Origin of the sequence: Streptococcus sanguinis, from assembly GCF_900635155.1 — a bacterium.
Taxonomy (GTDB): Bacteria; Bacillota; Bacilli; order Lactobacillales; family Streptococcaceae; genus Streptococcus; species Streptococcus sanguinis_G.
Genome location: NZ_LR134002.1, coordinates 1,971,602 through 1,986,656, shown reverse-complemented (window position 1 = coordinate 1,986,656; position 15,055 = coordinate 1,971,602). Strand labels below are relative to the sequence as shown.

The window sequence follows — 15,055 nt, the reverse complement described above, 5'->3', positions numbered from 1 at the left end:
AAACAAAGACGCCTCAAATAAAATATGGTATAATATGTTAAGAATATCTATTTCAGGAGGGAAAATCATGAGTAGGAAAATCCGTTTCATTTCTCTGCTTACTCTGTTGATTTGTTTTCTGATGGGCTGCAGTCTTTTTCAAAAGAATGGTGGCGGTCCGGGAGAGCAAAGCAGCCAATTTTCGGAAAGTGTTCGTAAGCTGAGAGAAAAATACAGCAAAAATACTCCTTATGATGTCCAAGAAAAGGTCATTCAGATCAAGGAAAATGAGCCTATTACATTTCCGACAGAGGTACAAAAGCCTAACGATTTTGAGACACTGCCCCATGCAGGACAGACTGAGTTGATTTCTTCCTTTGAAATTTATGGGGATAGCAACTTACGAGCTATTTTAGGAGGTGACTTTAAGCTGAATGATAAGCGGCAGATAGTGATTGAGCCAGCTTATCATTTCTCTGCGACTAGAGTGGAGGCAAATGGAGAGCATACGGAATATGGTCTAGCCAAGCAAGGTGAGAGCTGGGGTGTCTTTGATACGCTCTATTTGCTGCAACGGGATGATGAGCGCACAGGTAAAAAGCTTAAAAAGCCAAAACTTTGGATCGTTAAGATAGATAAGAAAGGGCGCGATAAACTAGCTCTGAAGACCAAGAGCAGTCTGCTCGGAGATGGTCGCCTGCAGCTGGAATGGACGGAAGTACCGGGAGCGGACTCTTATTCCATTATAAAAAGAGAGTATGTAACCATACCTGGCAGTGATACCAAGACAGGTCTTTATAACTATAAAGAGGTCGATCGGGTCACTTCGACAGTGTATCGGACAGATTTGCCTACCCACTATGATAGCCGCAACGGCGGCCGTTCCGGAGATGATCCGATACTTGCCAGATAACGGTTGCTGCAGGCTTACGATCAGGATTACAGTAAGAAAACGGTTGAGAAAAAGCCTTATGAACTCCTTGTTGTTCCCCTCAAAGACAAAGAAGCTTTAGGCACGATTAGCAATCCTATCTCATCTGATAGCTTTGCGAAACTGATGCCGAATCAAATCGATTTTCGGACTTTTTCTGACCAGGTTTCCGCCCTACGGCAGAAGGGAAACATTCCTGAAGAAGCACCACTGCAGATGATGGATGGCCAGACTCAGAACTTTCCAATCGTCTATGAAAAAATTGAAAAAGAAGGTCGGGATGTCAGATGTCTGGTCTCTATCAAGGGCATGCCTACTGTCAAAACGGACTTTTTCATTGAACAGGCCAGTGTCGAAGAAGTCCAGCCTGTTGTAGATAAGCATAATGAAAAGGTCAATAAAGAGGAAAGCAAGTCTGGTGTTTCAGAGAAATATATCAGTGTAGAGCAGGCTGACTTGGATCTCAAGGGTAAAACAGTCGTTCATGATGTTAGTGATATTGAGGAAAGAGTGGCAGCCAGAAGTGCAGCGCAGGAATATTTTGCCAAGGCCCTTCTGTCCGATGCAGAATATGTCGATTACAGTGAGTTTCCAGAGCTGAGTGAAGGAGATGTCAGTGAATTGATTAGCGATGTCTTGGATCAAAATCCGGTAATTCAGCAGGGAGTGCTCCCTACCATTGATGGCAAGCAGCGTGTGGTACACTTTAAATATGATGCTGACGAAACAGCCAAATATAAGAAAGCCCGTAAAAAGGTCAAAGAGATTGTCAAAGACATCATCAAAGACCAGATGAGCGACCGAGAAAAGATTGAGGCAATTAATCAGTATTTAATTGAGCATATTAGCTATGATAAGACTGCTTACCAAGGCATCTTAAATTATAAAAAATCTATTGAGAATAAAGAATCAGAAGAGGCTATTTCAAAAGCATATAAAGATATGCAGGACGTTGTTCGTAAGTATGCTTCTAGTTTTGATATTACTGGTCCGCTATTTGAGGGTAAGGGAGTTTGTCAAGCTTATGCTGTAACCTTCCAGGCTCTTGCTCAGGAAGCTGGTCTCGAAACCATGTATGTGAGTGGAAATACAGATGATTTTGACCCGCATGCTTGGAACTTCGCAAAAGTAGATGGTCAGTGGCTGGCTTTAGATGTTACCTGGAATGACTCTGATGGAGACAGCAATAAAACAGAAAACGAATACTTGCTATTGGCCATGGATAATCCACTCTACGCACAGAGCCACTATGCCTTTGACAGATACGAAGATGCTATTAAAGAATGATGCTCCAAATAGAAGAAATCTTTAAAAGATGCCAAAGTCTTGTAAGGCAAGGAAGAAGCCAATCAAAAAACCTGAGATACTGTTATCTCAGGGTTTTCTATGCTTTTATTTCCTCCAGCTTTCGACTTCTTTCTGGTGGTTTTTGATCCACTCTTTGGCTGCAGCTTCTGGTGAGCTGCCTTCGTTAATCTTAAGCATGACTTCTTCCATGTCCTTTTGAGTCCAGTTGAAGTTGTCTAGGACCTTATTGACTTCTGGTAAGTCCTTGTCTAGATTTTTTCGAGTCATAGTGTGGATAGCTTCCTTGCCACCCATGCTTCCTTTAGGATCCTTGAGGTATTTGAGGTCGTATTTGGAGAACATCCAGTGAGGTGACCAGCCGGTTACGATGATATCTTCTTTATTCTTAATAGCTTGATCCAGAGCAGTGGTCATGGCTCCTGTTGAGGAAGAAGAAAGATTCCAGCCACTGAGATTGCTGTATTCTTGCAAAGTCTTCTCAGTCGCGGTCATGATACCAGCACCGGGCTCAATACCTGTGATGGTTTTCTTTGCTTGGTCTGACAGGTCTTCGATGGAGTCGGCATCCATATAGCTTGGTACGACTAGCCCTGTTTTAACGCCCTCAAGGTTTGGCCCCAAGTCCACTAGCTTGTCCTTGTACTCCTCATAGAGAGCAGCGTGGGTGGTCGGCAACCAGGCAGAAACCATGGCATCGGCTTCGCCATTAGCAACGGACTTCCACATAACGGCATTGTCCAGCGGTGTGATGGTGACATCGTAACCCATTTCCTTGAGAGCTTCCGCTACGACATTGGTTGAGGCAACTTCGGAGTCCCATTCAACATAGGCAAGGTTGACCTTTTCTTTTTTGCTTTGCTGAAGCTTGGTCACTTGATTTCCGACAAAGGCTGTCAGGATGACAGCAGCCAGAGCAGACCAGAGCATAATCTTGTTGCGTTTTTCCTTGGCAGTGACCGGTGATTTTTTAGCCAGAGGCTGGTTGAGCTTTTGGGTCAGGCGGTCAATGATAATGGCCAGGATAACTAGAGATACCCCATTGACAAAGCCGGAACCGATGTCGGCATGCTGCAGGGCGGAAAGAACGCCGCGGCCAAGCCCTGGCGCCCCAATCATAGAGGCAGTAACGACCATGGACAGAGCCAGCATGATGGTCTGATTGACTCCAGCTAGGATGGTATTTTTAGCCAGAGGCAGCTCGACTTTGAAGAGCTTCTGCTTGCCAGTGCCCCCAAAAGAGTCTGACGCTTCGATTAGCTCGGTTGGAATCTGACGAATGGCTAGATTTGTAAAGCGGACAGTCGGTGGCAGGGCAAAGATGACAGAGGCAAAGACCCCAGGCACCATACCAATACCGAAGAAGGCCACGGCAGGTATCAGGTAGACAAAGGCCGGCATGGTCTGCATAAAGTCCAGTAAGGGTTTGATAATGGCTTCGACACGGTTGCTCTTAGCCATCCAAATCCCCAGTGGAATACCGATGATAATGGAAATGGCACTGGAGACGATGACCAAGGTCACAGTGTTCATAAGATTTTCCCAGAGACCTTGGTTGTAAACAAAGAACAGGCCTAGGAAGGTGAGCAGGGGTAGCCCTAGCTTACACTTGGAAATCAAATAGGTAAAGATAGTGATGACTGCGATGAAGAGCAGGGGCGGAATGAAGAGCAGGGTATCTGTCATTCCATTCATGATGGCATTTCCGATAGCCTGAAGGATCAAGAAAAGTCCGGAGAAGGTATCAGTTACCCAGTTAGTAAAGGCCTCAACCCATTGAGAAACGGGGATTGGCTGTTGTAAAATATCCAAAATGCGAACCTCCCTTATTCTTCAGATTCAGTAGTATTGGCCAAGGCTTCGATGACTCGACCTTTGATAATAACGCCGACTAACTTGTCCTTATCATCTACAACGGCCAGAGGCGCTGGTGAATCGTAGATCAGCGGGAAAATATCGGTAATCAGGGTTTCCTGAGTAACCTTGCGTACGTTCTTATCAATCACTTCAGCCAGTGCTTGATGCTGCTTGCGGGCATCGCGGGCGGCTTCGGCAGTTAGACTGCCCTTGAGCTGCCGCTTCCTATCCACAGCCAGCAGCATACTGACCTCTTCTTTTTTCATGCGATTGAGAGCCACGGTAGGTCCATCAATGTCAATGTTGGTGGTCAGTGGCGTTGTCATGATATTCTGGGCAGTCAAGACCTTGGAGCGGTCCACATCTTCAACGAACTCTCGAACGAAGTCATTGGCTGGATTGGTCAATATTTCCTCACCAGTGCCAATCTGCATAATCTGACCGTCTGCCATAATAGCAATACGGTCACCGATACGCAGGGCCTCATTGAGATCGTGGGTGATAAAAATAATAGTACGCTCATGCTCTGCCTGCAGATCTAGTAACTCATCCTGCATTTCTCGGCGGATAAGGGGGTCTAGAGCTGAGAAGGCCTCGTCCATGAGCAGAATATCAGGATTGTTGGCCAAAGCTCGAGCTAAGCCAACCCGCTGCTGCATCCCACCGGAGAGCTGATCGGGGTATTGATCCTTGAAGGACAGGAGACCGGCATTGTCCAGAGCTTGTTCAGCTAGGCGCGTGCGCTCCTCTTTATCAACACCTCGGACTTCCAGACCGAACTCAGTATTTTCTAGAATAGTCCGATGCGGGAAGAGTCCGAAGTTCTGAAAGACCATATTGAGCTTGTGGCGCCGAACCTCACGCAGCTCCTCTTCGTTCATCTTAGCCACATCTTGGCCGTCGATGTAAATGTCGCCTGATGTCGGGTCAATCAATCGGTTAAGCAGGCGGATAAGGGTAGACTTCCCACTACCGGACAGTCCCATGATGACAAAAATTTCTCCGGTTTGAACCTCAAAGTTTACATCGTAAACTCCGACAGTAGCACCGGTTTTTTCTAAAATTTCCGTTTTGCTTTTGGCTTGCTGCACCATTTCTAGTGCCTGCTTTTGCCTTTTTCCGAAAATTTTAGTCAAATGTTTTACTTCTAGTTTATTCAACGTATTTCTCCTTTTGCAAAAGTGACTACATGTTTATTTTATAAAGTTGTCACTTAAAAGACCATCACAGTATAACATCGTGTGGTCACTTTGTCAAACCCAAAAGACCGTCAGAACGGCTTTTTTCGACTATTATAAAAAAGGAGGGTGATTTTCTGGAATATTTCTGAAAGTCATAAAAACCTTGTCAGACAGCGGATTTGCCTGTCTATTCTGTTTTTTTGACAAAGAAAAAACAAGCGAAGTTTCACTTGTTTGTTTCAATTTCATTAAAAAATAAATTATGCATCAAACCGACTGATAATTCGTTGCCAACAAAGTAGATAGTATTGCCGGCTTCCAGCTTGGTATAAGGACCAGGCGAGATTAGGAGTTGGTCGCCCTGCTGGATTGCGACAATGGTAGCGCCAGTCGAGTGCCAGATATTGAGCTCATTGATAGATTTTCCTAGGTTGATGGCGTCTGCTGAGAGCTGGAGCTCGTAGGGATTGAAAGGGAAGCGTTGCTGGACATCCTTAGTTCGGCTTAGAAGCTGATTAAGCAGCTGGGAAAAGTTGGCAAATTCTTCCTCTTGGCGCTGGATGCTCTGGTGAAGCTTGCTTTTGAGGTCCTGCAGAGAGTTAACATCTTTATAGGTCTCGAGAAACTGCTGAGCTTTTTCCTTGGAGGAAATGAAGGCTCCACTGCCATGGCGGACTTCCATGATTTCCAGATCTACTAGCACATTGATAGCCTTGCGGGCTGTTTCAGGGGAGACATTGAAATTGCTGGCTAGGGTAGAGCGGGCATAGATCTTGCTGCCGATGGGATATTTGCCGTCAACGATTCGCTCGGCAATGGCGACAGCAATCTGCTGGTAGCGTGGGAATGCGACTTCTTTTTTGCTCATGAGGACCTCCAATTTTACGACAGGAATATAGCTATGATTATAATATAAAACTGGAAGATTGAAAAGTGCCCATTGTAAAACCAACCGTCTTATCCGCCTCTTCTTGCCTTTCTTTTTACTTTTTTAAGTAGTATAATATGTCTAAAAGTCAGAGGTTTTCTGGAAGGGGTGAGGACATTTATGTCACAATTTATCTTGGTATTACCGGGCTTTTTGGCGGTACTGGTGCTTGTCATAGTCTCTGCCATTCGGAGAAAGCTTCGTTTTAAGAAACGTTTAGCTACTGCTTGGGGAAGTCGTGAACGGGTGGATTGCCGGCCAGACAGTGAGTCCAGTCTATATGAGTCCTTTTTATTAGACGAAGAAGCTGGAACCTATGATAGTTTGGTGGACGACCAGACTTGGGGAGACTTGGACTTTTTTGATATTTTTCAGGATATTGATACAGCAGCTCAATCCAGTCTAGGTTCAGAGTACCTTTACAGCAAACTCCGCATGCTACATTTCGAGGCAGATCAGGAATTTGATGATTTGCAGTCCTATTTGGCTCAGCATCCAGAGGTGCGCAGTCAGCTGCAGCTACTTTTTTCTGAGATTGGCAAGAAAAATCACAATCAAGCAAAGAAACTGATCTATAAACCAGCTCAAGCTAATCACAGGAGAAGTTTATACCTATTTTTGGCTTCGATTCCGCTACTTTCTCCTTTCCTCTATTTTATCAATCCAAGTCTGGGATACATAGTTCTCATCATCAGCATGGCCTTTAATATTGTTTACTCCATGGCCACGCGCTGGTCTCTCGAGATGAAGTTGGACAGCATGAGCTATCTGGTACGGATCTTCTATATTGGTAAAAAGATTGCCCGCCTGCCCTTGCCCCAGCAAGCTGCCCTGAAAGAAGCGTTGGCTTCTTTCAGCCGAATAAAGCTTTTTGGAGAAGTCTTTCGGCCCCAGTCGGGTGCCTCTGAGCTGGAGATTTTCTATCTTTATCTCAACTCCGTCTTGCTGATACCTCAGTTGGCTCAGGCCTATATCTCCAATCGTCTGGTCAAGGCCAATCAACAGGCTAGGCAAGTGCTGGAGATTCTAGGTCGCTTAGAGGCAGCGATTGCTGTACTTAACTACAAGGAAAGCCTGCCAATTTATGCGAAACCTAGTTTTACAAGCTCATCTGGAATGAAGGGCAAGGGTCTCTATCACCCACTCTTAGAGCGACCTGTCAGCAATGATTTGGACTTTTCTAAGAATATGATGATTAGTGGTGATAATGCTTCTGGAAAATCGACTTACCTGAGAATAGCAGCTATCAATGCTATCTTGGCTCAGGGGTTAGGCTTTGCCTGCGCAGAGAAGATGACCTTGCAGCATGGTCATGTCTTGAGCTCAATGGATGTGACCGATGACATCGGCTCTGGGGATAGTTACTTTATCGCTGAGAGCAGGGCTATTGAGCGCATGATAGATTCCTTGGAAGAAGAGGGCTTGCACTACTTTTTCATCGATGAGCTTTTTAAAGGAACCAATACTGTTGAGCGGATAGGTGCAGGGCTAGCAATCATTGATTGGCTAGCTCAGAAACCCTGTCTTTACATGATTTCGAGCCATGATGTGGAATTGGTAGCAGCCTCTGGTCAGCTCAATGCTCAATATCACTTTGACAGTCAATATATAGCAGGAGAGATTGTCTTTGACTATAAGATTAAGAAAGGCAGCGCTTTGACCAAGAATGCGGTTAATACACTAGAGAGCCTGAACTATCCAGAAGAGATTACGGATACAGCTAGGGAGATAATCACCGCCTACGAAGCCAGTGGTAACTGGAGTTTGCTGGAAAAGGTACAATCTAAGCCAGATGCTAAAAATAGAAATGGATAAAAAGATGACTGTAAAGATGATAGCGACAGATATGGATGGAACCTTGCTGGACGGACAGGGACAGCTGGATTTGCCGCGTCTGACTACTATTTTAGATGAGCTAGATAAGAGAAACATTCGCTTTGTGGTGGCTACTGGTAATGAAATTCCACGGATGCGTCTGCTATTGGGAGATTTGGTAGAACGAATGACTTTGGTAGTCGCCAACGGAGCTAGGATTTTTGAAAAGAACCAGCTAAGCATGAGCAGCTTCTGGGAAGCCGGATTGATAAGGGATGCGCTGGCTTATTTTTCCGGTCGTGAAAGGGAGCTTCAGCTGGTTGTGACCTCTGAAAGAGGCGGCTTTGTTCAGGAGGGAACAGAGTTTCCCTTGATTGAAAAAGTCATGACTAAGGAAATGGCCCAGCTTTTTTATAAGCGGATGAATTTTGTGCCTAGCCTTCAGGATTATCCCTTTGACAAGGTCTTGAAAATGAGTATGATGGTGGAAGAAGCTGCAGCAGTAGAGCATGCTCGTCTGATTAATCAGCATTTTGCAGGACGATTGAGCGCAGTTGCCAGTGGTTACGGAGCCATTGACATCCTCCAAGATGGGATGCACAAGGCTTGGGGCTTGCAGCAGCTGATGGCTAAGTGGCAGATTCAAAGCTCGGAAATCATGGCTTTTGGCGATAGTGAAAATGACATAGAAATGCTTGAATTAGCTGGTATTTCTTACGCTATGGAAAATGGTGATGAGCGGGTCAAAAAGACAGCGGACTACCTAGCGCCAGCAAATACAGAAGCTGGGGTTCTACAGGTGATTGAGCAATACTTAGAAGAGGAAAAAGGATAATGGCAGTACAATTATTAGAAGAATGGCTTCTCAAGGAGCAGGCAAAATTGCAGCAAAACTACAGAGAGCTTAATCAACTCTCCGTCAAGGAGCCAGACATCATCTTTATCGGAGACTCCATTGTAGAATACTATCCGCTCCAGGAGCTCTTACAGACGGATAAAAGACTGGTCAACCGCGGTATTCGGGGTTATAAGACTGATTTACTTTTAGAGCATTTGGATGCCCATCTCTTTGGGCAGGCACTGGATAAGGTCTTTATTCTGATAGGTACCAACGACATTGGAAAGGAGATTTCTCAGACAGAAACGTTGGCTAATTTAGAAGCCGTTATTCAGGAGATTTCTCGTGATTATCCTCTGGCTCAGATCCGTTTGCTGTCGGTCCTGCCGGTCAATGAAGCTCCAGGCTATAAGAGCACGGTCTATGTCCGTAGCAATGAAAAGATTCAGGCCCTCAATCAAGCCTATCGTCAGCTGTCTAACGCCTACATGAATGTCCAATTTATCGATCTCTACGATGCTTTTCTGAACGAGGAAGGTCAGCTGCGCCCAGATTACACAACAGACGGCCTCCATCTGACCATTGCTGGCTATGCAGCCCTGTCCAAGGTTTTGCAGGAATATTTGTAGTTTCTTCAAAAAATACGGCTCTGTTTTTCCAGAACAGAGCTTTTTTATTTTCCTTAACTTACAAAGTTTTTCTGTGAATGATGCTTGATTTCAAAGGGATTATGAAAATTATTATAAAACACATTGGACTTTGTGAAAAAATTTAGGGCTTTGTGTTATGTAATAGTTCTATATCATCTTTGAGCATATTCTTATACAAGAGCGAAAAAACATGATAAATTGATAGAGTAAAGTTTCTTGAAGCGTTTTCATTCACAAATGGAAATGTTTTCAACAACTGAAAATTTATTTTATTGAAGGGGAGTTATTATGACTCAAGGAAAAATTACTGCATCTGCAGCAATGCTCAACGTATTGAAAACATGGGGCGTAGACACAATCTACGGTATCCCATCAGGAACACTTAGCTCACTTATGGATGCTTTAGCTGAAGACAAAGATATCCGCTTCTTGCAAGTTCGCCACGAAGAAACTGGTGCTCTTGCTGCGGTGATGCAAGCTAAATTCGGCGGCTCAATCGGGGTTGCAGTTGGTTCAGGTGGTCCTGGTGCGACTCACTTGATTAACGGTGTTTACGATGCAGCTATGGATAACACTCCATTCCTTGCTATCCTTGGATCACGTCCAGTCAACGAACTCAACATGGATGCCTTCCAAGAGCTCAACCAAAACCCAATGTACAACGGTATCGCTGTATACAACAAACGTGTAGCTTACGCTGAGCAATTGCCAAAAGTGATTGACGAAGCTTGCCGTGCTGCAGTTTCTAAAAAAGGTCCAGCTGTTGTTGAAATCCCAGTAAACTTCGGTTTCCAAGAAATCGACGAAAACTCATACTACGGATCAGGTTCTTATGAGCGTTCATTCATCGCTCCTGCTTTGAACGAAGTTGAAATCGACAAAGCTGTTGAAATTTTGAACAAGGCTGAGCGCCCAGTTATCTACGCTGGATTTGGCGGCGTTAAAGCGGGTGAAGTGATTACGGAATTGTCACGTAAAATCAAAGCACCAATCATCACAACTGGTAAAAACTTTGAAGCTTTCGAGTGGAACTATGAAGGTTTGACAGGTTCTGCTTACCGTGTTGGTTGGAAACCAGCCAACGAAGTGGTCTTCGAAGCAGACACAGTTCTTTTCCTTGGCTCAAACTTCCCATTTGCTGAAGTTTACGAAGCCTTCAAGAATACTGAAAAATTCATCCAAGTGGATATCGACCCTTACAAACTTGGTAAACGCCATGCCCTTGACGCTTCTATCCTTGGTGATGCAGGTCAAGCAGCACAAGCTATCCTTGACAAGGTAGATGCTGTTGAGTCTACTCCATGGTGGCGTGCAAACGTTAAGAACAACCAAAACTGGCGCGATTACATGAACAAACTCGAAGGTAAAACTGAGGGTGAATTGCAATTGTACCAAGTTTACAATGCAGTTAACAAATACGCTGATCAAGACGCTATCTACTCAATCGACGTAGGTAACACAACTCAAACATCTACTCGTCACCTTCACATGACTCCTAAGAACATGTGGCGTACATCTCCACTCTTTGCGACAATGGGTATCGCTCTTCCTGGTGGTATTGCTGCTAAGAAAGACAACCCAGACCGCCAAGTATGGAACATCATGGGTGACGGAGCATTCAACATGTGCTACCCAGACGTCATTACAAACGTTCAATATGACCTTCCAGTTATCAACCTTGTCTTCTCAAATGCTGAGTACGGCTTTATCAAGAACAAATACGAAGACACAAACAAACACTTGTTTGGTGTAGACTTCACAAACGCTGATTACGCGAAAATCGCTGAAGCTCAAGGCGCTGTTGGATTTACAGTAGACCGCATCGAAGACATCGACGCAGTCGTTGCAGAAGCTGTGAAACTCAACAAAGAAGGCAAGACAGTTGTCATCGATGCCCGCATCACGCAACATCGTCCACTTCCAGTAGAAGTACTTGAACTCGATCCAAAACTTCACTCAGAAGAAGCAATCAAAGCCTTCAAGGAAAAATACGAAGCAGAAGAACTCGTACCATTCCGCCTCTTCTTGGAAGAAGAAGGGTTGCAATCACGCGCAATCAAATAATTCCTCTCGTCGAAAATCAAATTTTAAATTTGTAGACCTCATTCGGAGGTTTACTTCCGACGATTCCATCATTGAAACCTTAATTTTCAATGATGGAATCTAGTGCGGAGCCTAGAAAAAGTCCCAAAGGATTTTTCGTAGTTTGATGAGCAAAGATTTGCCATCAAACTTGGTTACGACTTGTTTATTCTTTGATTTTCATAGAGAGGAACTTGAAAAGATCGGAGCAATCCGGTCTTTTTGTGGAGGATAACAAATGAATTTAAATCAATTAGATATTATTGTTTCAAATGTTCTACAAGTCTGTGCTGACTTGGAGCGTATTTTGGATAAAGAGGCCGATTATGTTGATGACAGTTTTGCTCAGTTTACGATTGGCAGTCATTGTCTTATGTTGTCCCAAAATCACCTGATTCCTTTGAACAATTTTCAGTCAGGAATCATTCTTCATATCGAGGTTGAGGATGTAGAGCAGAACTATCAACGGTTGAAAGAGTTTGATGCCGAGATTTTACACGGTCCTGCTGTAACCGATTGGGGAACAGAATCTTTGCTAGTTAAAGGACCTGCTGGTCTAGTCATTGATTTTTATCGAATGAAATAGGACGATTAGTCATTTGAAGTTGACCTTAATCATTCTTAAAACAGAATGTGAGAATATGAACAATTGAAAGATCGGAGAAACCCGGTCTTTTTTAGGTAAACCTAATAGTGACTTCTGAGCTTGACTATCGTGAGGTAACGGATTAAAACAGTCTCGTGATAGACCGTTTTAAGTATGACGCTGGACATAAGAATCGTCAGAGGAAGGAATAGTGAGATTGTGTCTCTACGAACAGAAATGTGATAGTAAGGCATGTATAGTAGTAGATAAGGAGATTTGAAATTAGTTTGTACTTGATTGAAAATTATTAAAATATAGAACCTTTCTAATTTTCTGACTTTTGCTTGGATTATCATTTTAATAGGTATATAATGTATTTAAAGAAATCAAAGAATAAAGAGGTGGTAATATGAAATTATCACGATATGTCTTAAGGTATGATACTGAAGATGGTAGTGTATATTTTAATACCAATCAAATTGCAAGAATAATCATTAATAATTGTATGAAGCTATTTTAGATGTGGACTAGAGAGGGGTAAGCAAAAATGTCTATCAAGAAAAACAAAAAGGTTGTAAAAAAACCTGAAGTTGTAAGCAATAATTGTAATATTTGTTAAGTTTATATAATAAAAATGGAGAGGAGTGCTAGCCTCTCTCTTTTTCTAGGAGGGCATTATGAATAAAATATTTCACTATCTGGATAAGAAAACGAAGTTTTATACTATCATCGGTGCACTGGCAAATGGAGGTTTAGCTCTTGCTCAACCCTTAGTCGTATCACAAGCCTTGTCCTTAAATCAAGGAGAACTGACTTATTCTAAAATCATACAGTTTGCTATTTTTGGCTTTACAGTATACTTCGTCTTGTATAGCTTAATGCTCTTTTGTAATCATACACATAATGTTTTTCGACGTGAAATTCAAATGAATATGAGGGCAGATTTATTTGACAAGCTGATGATAAAAAAAGATTTTAACGAAGATGAAAAAATCACCATGCTCACACAAGATATGGAGTATTTGGGGGATAATTACTTAGAAAAATACGTCAATATCATTTGCTGGAGCTTTGTAGCAATACTAACAGCGATTTATATTATTTCGCAAAATTTGTTACTAGGTAGTATTTTTGTCTTTTTCACTATTTTACGTCCTATTCCTCAGTTCTTGATGAGTAAAAGACTCAAACATACTGGTGATGACATGGCTCAAGGCAGAGTAGAAGTGCATAATCAAGTATCTGATAGTATCCGAGGAGCACATACTCTACTCATGAACCAAGCAATTTCTGAAAATCAGAACAGATTTTGGAAGATTAATCGACATTATCAACTAGCCATTCAAAAATTTTGCTTTACCCATAATATAATTTTCTTTTGCAACGGTTTCATGGTCTTTTTAAGCCAAGTTTTACCACTTGTTTTAGGTTTTTACTTTGCTATGGCTGGGCAGAAAGTGTCAGTGGCAAGTCTTGTTGCCATGTACATCGCAGCAGGTCAGCTAGTGAGCCCTATTCAGACTATTATGTATGATGCTGTAGATATACAAGGGGCAAAAACGACAGCAGATAAGATTTTTGGAGTATTAGAAATTGGAGATGTAAAACAGATAGATAAAAAAGATGCGCAAGAATTGAATGCTCTACACATTAAAAATTTAAGTAAATCCTATGGTGACAGACAACTTTTTACTCATCTAAATTTGGATGTTCAAGCAGGTCAGAAAGTTTTAATCAAAGGACCGAGTGGTTGTGGTAAGTCAACCTTGTTTCGACTCATTACTGGAGAAGAAATAGCAGATGAGGGAGAAATTATCGGCGTTACAACTGTTAATGAATGTACATCAAGTTTTGTATCCAGTATAGGAATTATTAGTCAACATCCATTTCTCTTTAATGATACAGTGCGTTATAATTTGACCTTAGGACAAGAATTTTCTGAGGAAGAGTTGCTTGCTGTTTTGAAACAAGTCAAACTAGATTTTGAATTGACGGGTGGGATGGATTTTATTATCAAAAATAACGGGGAGAATATTTCTGGGGGACAAAGAGTAAGGATTGAATTGGCACGTTTTCTTCTTCGTAGAAAAAATCTGTTATTGGCTGATGAAGTGACCGCAACCCTAGATAAAGAAAACGCCCTCATGGTACATGAACTACTATTTTCTCTTCCTGTTATGATGTTAGAAATTGCCCATCATATTGATGATGAAAGTAGATATCAACAAGTTGTAGATTTAGGAAAATATTGAATCTGGCTTAAAAGTCAGTTTTATCAGAAAATAAAGTAAATATTTCAGCAATAAAACACCCAGTATCAAGATTTTTCAATGCATAGTAATATGCGTTTTTCTGATTATATATACTTTTTCTAAACTCACTCTTCTTTCTTATCACAAGATTGTGATAGTTTACAACTTTATAACAAAAGATTTAAAGACTTGATTGTTTTGAAAGAAGATTATAAAACAAGATTCAGCAAAAATGAAAGAGGCTATAAAAATGTCTGAAAAACAAATGAAAATTCTGGGTTGGGTAGCGACCTTCATGTCTGTTATGATATATGTGTCTTACTTCCCACAAATCATGAACAATCTAGCTGGCCAAAAGGGGAATTTCATCCAGCCCTTGGTTGCAGCAATCAACTGCAGTCTCTGGGTCTATTATGGACTTTTCAAAAAAGAAAGAGATATTCCACTTGCAGCAGCCAATGCACCTGGGATTGTTTTTGGCTTAGTAACGGCTATCACAGCTTTGATTTAAAAGAAACAGGAGGAGACTGGTTTTCCAGTCTCATTTTTCTAATTTTTACGAGAACCTATTTTGGAGAATTGAAGATAGAATAAAAATAGAAAATCTGCTGGTTCAAATAGTGGAATAGTACCGCTATTTAGCATCATTTC

General features: G+C 42.3%; 10 protein-coding genes and 1 pseudogene. 8 read left to right on the top strand and 3 right to left on the bottom strand.

Annotated features, from left to right (window positions below):
* Positions 1-67: 67 nt before the first annotated feature.
* A pseudogene (locus ELZ47_RS12070) lies at positions 68-2,197 on the top strand (transglutaminase domain-containing protein).
* 105 nt (positions 2,198-2,302) lie between these two features.
* Here ELZ47_RS12070 and ELZ47_RS09865 read toward each other — a convergent pair.
* The 3 genes from ELZ47_RS09865 to ELZ47_RS09850 form a co-directional block, all read right to left on the bottom strand.
* Entirely contained in the window at positions 2,303-4,027 is a 1,725-nt protein-coding gene (locus ELZ47_RS09865; RefSeq protein ID WP_126435915.1) for an ABC transporter permease/substrate binding protein, read from the bottom strand.
* A 14-nt stretch (positions 4,028-4,041) separates the two neighbouring features.
* Positions 4,042-5,232, bottom strand: coding sequence for a quaternary amine ABC transporter ATP-binding protein (locus ELZ47_RS09860; RefSeq protein WP_125330907.1), 1,191 nt, complete (start codon positions 5,230-5,232; stop codon positions 4,042-4,044).
* A 247-nt stretch (positions 5,233-5,479) separates the two neighbouring features.
* Positions 5,480-6,121 (bottom strand): GntR family transcriptional regulator, encoded by a 642-nt coding sequence (locus ELZ47_RS09850; RefSeq protein WP_125330908.1) that lies wholly within the window; start codon positions 6,119-6,121, stop codon positions 5,480-5,482.
* Between the two features lie 180 nt (positions 6,122-6,301).
* Between ELZ47_RS09850 and ELZ47_RS09845 the strand changes: the two genes are divergently transcribed.
* The 7 genes from ELZ47_RS09845 (at position 6,302) to ELZ47_RS09815 (ending at position 14,915) form a co-directional block, all read left to right on the top strand.
* Positions 6,302-7,996 (top strand): MutS-related protein, encoded by a 1,695-nt coding sequence (locus ELZ47_RS09845; RefSeq protein WP_125330909.1) that lies wholly within the window; start codon positions 6,302-6,304, stop codon positions 7,994-7,996.
* Positions 7,974-8,831: a Cof-type HAD-IIB family hydrolase gene (locus ELZ47_RS09840; RefSeq protein WP_164549608.1), complete on the top strand. Its 858-nt coding sequence runs from the start codon at positions 7,974-7,976 to the stop codon at positions 8,829-8,831. Before ELZ47_RS09845 ends, ELZ47_RS09840 begins: the two co-directional genes overlap by 23 nt.
* The gene (locus tag ELZ47_RS09835) at positions 8,831-9,463 is read left to right on the top strand and encodes an SGNH/GDSL hydrolase family protein (protein ID WP_125330911.1); all 633 of its coding nucleotides are present in this window, start codon (positions 8,831-8,833) and stop codon (positions 9,461-9,463) included. Before ELZ47_RS09840 ends, ELZ47_RS09835 begins: the two co-directional genes overlap by 1 nt.
* A 309-nt stretch (positions 9,464-9,772) precedes the next feature.
* A complete protein-coding gene (gene spxB, locus ELZ47_RS09830) occupies positions 9,773-11,548 on the top strand; it encodes a pyruvate oxidase (RefSeq protein WP_125330912.1) in 1,776 nt (591 codons plus the stop codon).
* Between the two features lie 256 nt (positions 11,549-11,804).
* Positions 11,805-12,152 (top strand): VOC family protein, encoded by a 348-nt coding sequence (locus ELZ47_RS09825; protein WP_125330913.1) that lies wholly within the window; start codon positions 11,805-11,807, stop codon positions 12,150-12,152.
* Between the two features lie 677 nt (positions 12,153-12,829).
* Positions 12,830-14,404, top strand: coding sequence for an ATP-binding cassette domain-containing protein (locus tag ELZ47_RS09820; protein WP_125332610.1), 1,575 nt, complete (start codon positions 12,830-12,832; stop codon positions 14,402-14,404).
* 250 nt (positions 14,405-14,654) lie between these two features.
* Positions 14,655-14,915: a SemiSWEET family transporter gene (locus ELZ47_RS09815; RefSeq protein ID WP_126435914.1), complete on the top strand. Its 261-nt coding sequence runs from the start codon at positions 14,655-14,657 to the stop codon at positions 14,913-14,915.
* Positions 14,916-15,055 lie beyond the last annotated feature (140 nt).

Excerpts from the sequence above, each read along its gene's own strand:
- ELZ47_RS09850 (WP_125330908.1), bottom strand. The coding sequence starts at position 6,121 with ATGAGCAAAAAAGAAGTCGCATTCCCACGCTACCAGCAGATTGCTGTC.
- ELZ47_RS09845 (WP_125330909.1), top strand. The coding sequence starts at position 6,302 with ATGTCACAATTTATCTTGGTATTACCGGGCTTTTTGGCGGTACTGGTG.
- ELZ47_RS09840 (WP_164549608.1), top strand. The coding sequence starts at position 7,974 with ATGCTAAAAATAGAAATGGATAAAAAGATGACTGTAAAGATGATAGCG.
- ELZ47_RS09835 (WP_125330911.1), top strand. The coding sequence starts at position 8,831 with ATGGCAGTACAATTATTAGAAGAATGGCTTCTCAAGGAGCAGGCAAAA.
- spxB (WP_125330912.1), top strand. The coding sequence starts at position 9,773 with ATGACTCAAGGAAAAATTACTGCATCTGCAGCAATGCTCAACGTATTG.
- ELZ47_RS09825 (WP_125330913.1), top strand. The coding sequence starts at position 11,805 with ATGAATTTAAATCAATTAGATATTATTGTTTCAAATGTTCTACAAGTC.
- ELZ47_RS09820 (WP_125332610.1), top strand. The coding sequence starts at position 12,830 with ATGAATAAAATATTTCACTATCTGGATAAGAAAACGAAGTTTTATACT.
- ELZ47_RS09815 (WP_126435914.1), top strand. The coding sequence starts at position 14,655 with ATGTCTGAAAAACAAATGAAAATTCTGGGTTGGGTAGCGACCTTCATG.